2 protein-coding genes are annotated in these 4,462 nt (G+C 72.1%); one reads left to right on the plus strand and one right to left on the minus strand.

Translation table 11 applies throughout. The features are described from left to right. Window positions 1-346 precede the first annotated feature (346 nt). Window positions 347-2,914, minus strand: a complete 2,568-nt coding sequence (gene pepN, locus AOK03_RS15400; RefSeq protein ID WP_055565823.1) for an aminopeptidase N — start codon at window positions 2,912-2,914, stop codon at window positions 347-349. 280 nt (window positions 2,915-3,194) lie between these two features. Here pepN and AOK03_RS15405 point away from each other — a divergent pair. After that, window positions 3,195-4,462: flavin-dependent oxidoreductase (locus tag AOK03_RS15405; protein WP_055565824.1), on the plus strand; the 1,268-nt coding region annotated here is incomplete at its 3' end.

Below are 4,462 nucleotides of genomic sequence, written 5' to 3' on the forward strand. Positions count from 1 at the left end.
GCGAGAGGTGTCCTGGGGCGCGGGGAACGGTGAGAGCAACCACGCACGGCCCGCGGGCGGGGGGTGTCGCGGGTGGAGGGTGTCCAGGGGTGCGGGGAACTGCGCGCTCAGCCACAGTCAACCGGCAGTCGCAATCCGCCGGGGAGCACCCCAGGGGCGCGGGGAACTGCGCGAGCGACCACACACGGCCCGCGGGCGAGAGGTGTCCTGGGGCGCTGGGAACTGTGCCAGCAGCCACACGCGACCGGCAGGTGAGAGCGGTCCAATCGAAAGCGGGGCCCGCCCGGCCAGGGCAGAACCGACCGGGGCCGGGCAGGGGGCGGAGCCCCCGCCCGGCCCCGGGAGCCTAGACGTCCGCGGACCGCGCCCGCAGGGCCCGCTCGACCCCCGCCCGAGACTCCGTGACCAACCGCCGCAACGCAGCCGAAGGATCCGCGGAACCGAGCCACGCATCCGTGGCGTCCAGCGTGCCCTGGGAGATCTGCAGCGACGGATAGAGACCGACGGCGATCTGCTGGGCCATCTCGTGGGAGCGGGAGTCCCACGCCTCCTTCACCGAGGCGAAGAACTTCTCCGCGTAGGGAGCGAGGAGTTCACGCTGGTCGGTCTGGACGAAGCCGCCGATCACCGCCTCCTGGATCGCGTTCGGCAGGGAGTCGGACTCGACGACCGAGGCCCACGCCTCCGCCTTCGCCTCCGCCGTCGGCCGGGCCGCCCGCGCCGACGCCGCGTGCCGCTCGCCCGCCGCCGTCCTGTCCCGCTCCAGCTCCGCCGCGATGCCCGCCTCGTCGAGGCGGCCGGTCGCCGCGAGCCGCGCCACGAACGCCCACCGGAGCTCCGTGTCGACGGCGAGGCCGTCCACCGACTCCGAGCCGTCCAGCAGCCCCTCCAGAAGGGCCAGGTCCGCGTCCGTACGAGCCGTCGCGGCGAACGCACGGGCCCAGGCCAGCTGGTGGTCGCTGCCGGGCTCGGCCGCCCGCAGGTGCTCCAGCGACGCCTCGGTCCACCGCCCCAGCGCCGCGTCACGGCCCGCCGGGGCCGCGTACAGGTCGAGGGCCAGCTTCACCTGGCGGTGCAGCGACTGCACGACGCCGATGTCGGACTCCTTGCCGATGCCCGACAGGACCAGCGAGAGGTAGTCGCGCGTCGGGAGCTCCGCGTCCCGCGTCATGTCCCACGCCGACGCCCAGGACAGCGCCCGCGGCAGCGACGCCTCGAAGTCGCCGATGTGCTCGGTGACGAAGGCCAGCGACTCCGTGTCCAGGCGGACCTTGGCGTACGACAGGTCGTCGTCGTTGAGGAGGATGACCGCCGGCCGGGCCTTGCCCACCAGCGCGTCCACGGCCGTCAGTTCGCCGTCGACGTCCAGCTCCACGCGGTCCGTGCGGAGCAGCTTGCCGGACGCGTCGTCGAGGTCGTAGAAGCCGATCGCGATGCGGTGCGGGCGCAGGGTGGGCTCGCCCTTGGCGCCCTCGGGCAGCGCGGGCGCCTCCTGCTTGACCGCGAAGGACGTGATGACGCCCCGCGTGTCGACGTCCACGACCGGCCGCAGAACGTTGATGCCCGCCGTCTCCAGCCACTTCTTCGACCAGGTCTTCAGGTCGCGGCCGCTGGTCTCCTCCAGCGCGCCGAGCAGGTCGGACAGGCGCGTGTTGCCGAAGGCGTGCCGCTTGAAGTACGCCTGGACGCCCTGGAAGAACTCGTCCTCGCCGACGTAGGCGACGAGCTGCTTCAGGACGCTCGCCCCCTTCGCGTACGTGATGCCGTCGAAGTTGACCAGGACGTCGTCCAGGTCACGGATGTCGGCCATGATCGGGTGCGTGGAGGGCAGCTGGTCCTGGCGGTACGCCCACGTCTTCATGGAGTTGGCGAAGGTCGTCCAGGAGTGCGGCCACTTCGACTCCGGGGCGTACGCCTGGCAGGCGGCCTCGGCGTAGGTGGCGAACGACTCGTTCAGCCACAGGTCGTTCCACCACTCCATGGTGACCAGGTCGCCGAACCACATGTGGGCCAGCTCGTGCAGGATCGTCGCGGCCCGCACCTCGTACGCGGCGTCCGTCACCTTCGAACGGAACACGTACTGGTCGCGGATGGTCACCGCGCCCGCGTTCTCCATCGCGCCCGCGTTGAACTCCGGCACGAAGAGCTGGTCGTACTTCGCGAAGGGGTACGCGTAGTCGAATTTCTCCTGGAACCAGTCGAAGCCCTGCCGGGTCACCTCGAAGATCGCGTCCGAGTCGAGGAACTCGGCGAGCGAGGGGCGGCAGTAGATGCCGAGCGGCACGGACTGGCCGCCGGGACCCTCGTACGACGAGTGCACCGAGTGGTACGGGCCGACGATCAGCGCGGTCACGTACGTGGACATGCGGGGCGTCGGCTCGAAGGACCAGATGTCGTCCTTCGGCTCCGGCGTGGGCGAGTTGGAGATCACCGTCCAGCCGCTCGGCGCCTTCACGGTGAACTGGAACGTCGCCTTCAGGTCGGGCTGCTCGAAGGAGGCGAAGACGCGGCGCGCGTCCGGCACCTCGAACTGCGTGTACAGGTACGCCTGCTGGTCGACCGGGTCGACGAAGCGGTGCAGGCCCTCACCGGTGTTGGTGTAGTCGCAGTCGGCGACGACCTTCAGCTCGTTCGGGCCCGCCTGCAGGTGCCTGAGCGCGATGCGCGAGTCGCGGAAGACCGCGCCGACTTCCAGCGCGTGGCCGTTCAGGACGACCTCGTGGACCGCGGGGGCCACCAGGTCGATGAAGGTCTCGGCGCCCGCCTCCGCGGAGTCGAAGCGCACCGTGGTGACGGACCGGTAGGTGCCGCCCTCCTGCGCGCCGGAGAGGTCGAGATCGACCTCGTACGAGTCAACGGTGAGCAGCTTCGCCCGCTGCTGCGCCTCTTCGCGGGTCAGATTGGTGCCGGGCACGCGGTCATCTCCTCGGGTACGACTTGTGGTCTTGTGGATGAGAGATATCGGGTCTTCAGGGGGTGCGACTTGTGGTGTTTCCGGCCATCCTTCCATGCCCCCCGGGATGGCCGCCCGGCCCATTGTTCTCCCGCTGCCGTGCGGTTACGCTCCGCGCGTTCGCACCCGTCCCGGCAGGCCGCCGACCACGGCCGCGAGGGCGGTGCAGGGACCACAGGGGGATACGGGAGATGCTGGGGACCGAGAGGCCGGCCGACACCGGCCCGGCCGCGCGACGGTCATGACCGACGTACTGGTGGCGGGCGCGGGCATCGGAGGGCTCACCGCCGCGCTCAGCCTGCACGAGGCGGGCATCGACGTCCGCGTGGTGGACGCCGCCGAACAGCTGCGCCCCGTCGGCGTGGGCATCAACCTCCTGCCGCACGCGGTGCGGGAGCTGACCGAGCTGGGGCTCGGCGACGACCTCGCGGCGACCGCCGTCGCCCCCGACGCGATGGTCCACTTCGACCGGCACGGCAACCGCATCTGGGCCGAGCCGCGCGGCCTCGCCGTCGGCTACCGCTGGCCGCAGTACTCCGTCCACCGCGGCGCCCTCCAACTGCTCCTGCTCGACGCGGTCCGCGACCGGCTCGGCGACCACGCCGTCCGCACCGGCACCGCCCTGGTGCGGCTCGCCGAGCGCGAGGGCGGCGGACTGCGGGTGATCCTGCGGGACATGGCACGCGCCAGGGAGTACGGCGTACGGGTGCGGGCCCTGATCGGCGCCGACGGGCTGCACTCGACGGTGCGGGCCGTGCTGCACCCCGGCGAGGGGCCGCCGCTGTGGAACGGCATCCGGATGTGGCGGGGGATCGCCGAGTGGCACCCCGTGCTCGGCGGGCGGACCGTCGCGGTGGCGGGCAGCAACACCACCGCGAAACTCGTCGTCTACCCCATCTCGCAGCCCTTCCAGGAACGGGGCAGGGCGCTGCTCAACTGGGTGGCGGAGGTGCGGTTCCCGACCGCGCACCGCCACGGGATGGCGGGACCCGCCGACTGGAACCGATCCGGGCGGCTCTCCGACGTCCTGCCGCACTACGCGGGCTGGCGAATCGGCGACCTGGACGTCCCCGCGCTGCTCGCCGCCACCCGCCATATCCTGGAGTACCCGATGGTCGACAGGGATCCGCTGCCCCGCTGGGGCCACGGCCCGGTCACCCTGCTCGGCGACGCGGCGCACCCGATGTACCCCGTGGGGTCGAACGGCGGCTCCCAGGCGATCCTCGACGCCCGCGTCCTGGCGCGCTGCCTCGTCCACACCGCGCCGGACCGGGAGGCGGGGCTGCGGGCGTACGAGGAGGTGCGGCGGGAGACGGCCAACGCGCTCGTCCTCGCCAACCGCAACATGCCGGCGGACCGCATCCTGCACACCGTCGCGGAGCGCGCGCCCGACGGATTCGACCGCGTCGAGGACGTGCTGACGCCGGAGGAACTGGGGGAGTTGGACGCGGCGTACCGCAGGACGACCGGCATGGACGTGGCGGAACTGAACGGGCGGGGGTCCTGGGG

Origin of the sequence: Streptomyces atriruber (genome assembly GCF_001418325.1) — a bacterium.
GTDB lineage: Bacteria > Actinomycetota > Actinomycetes > Streptomycetales > Streptomycetaceae > Streptomyces > Streptomyces atriruber.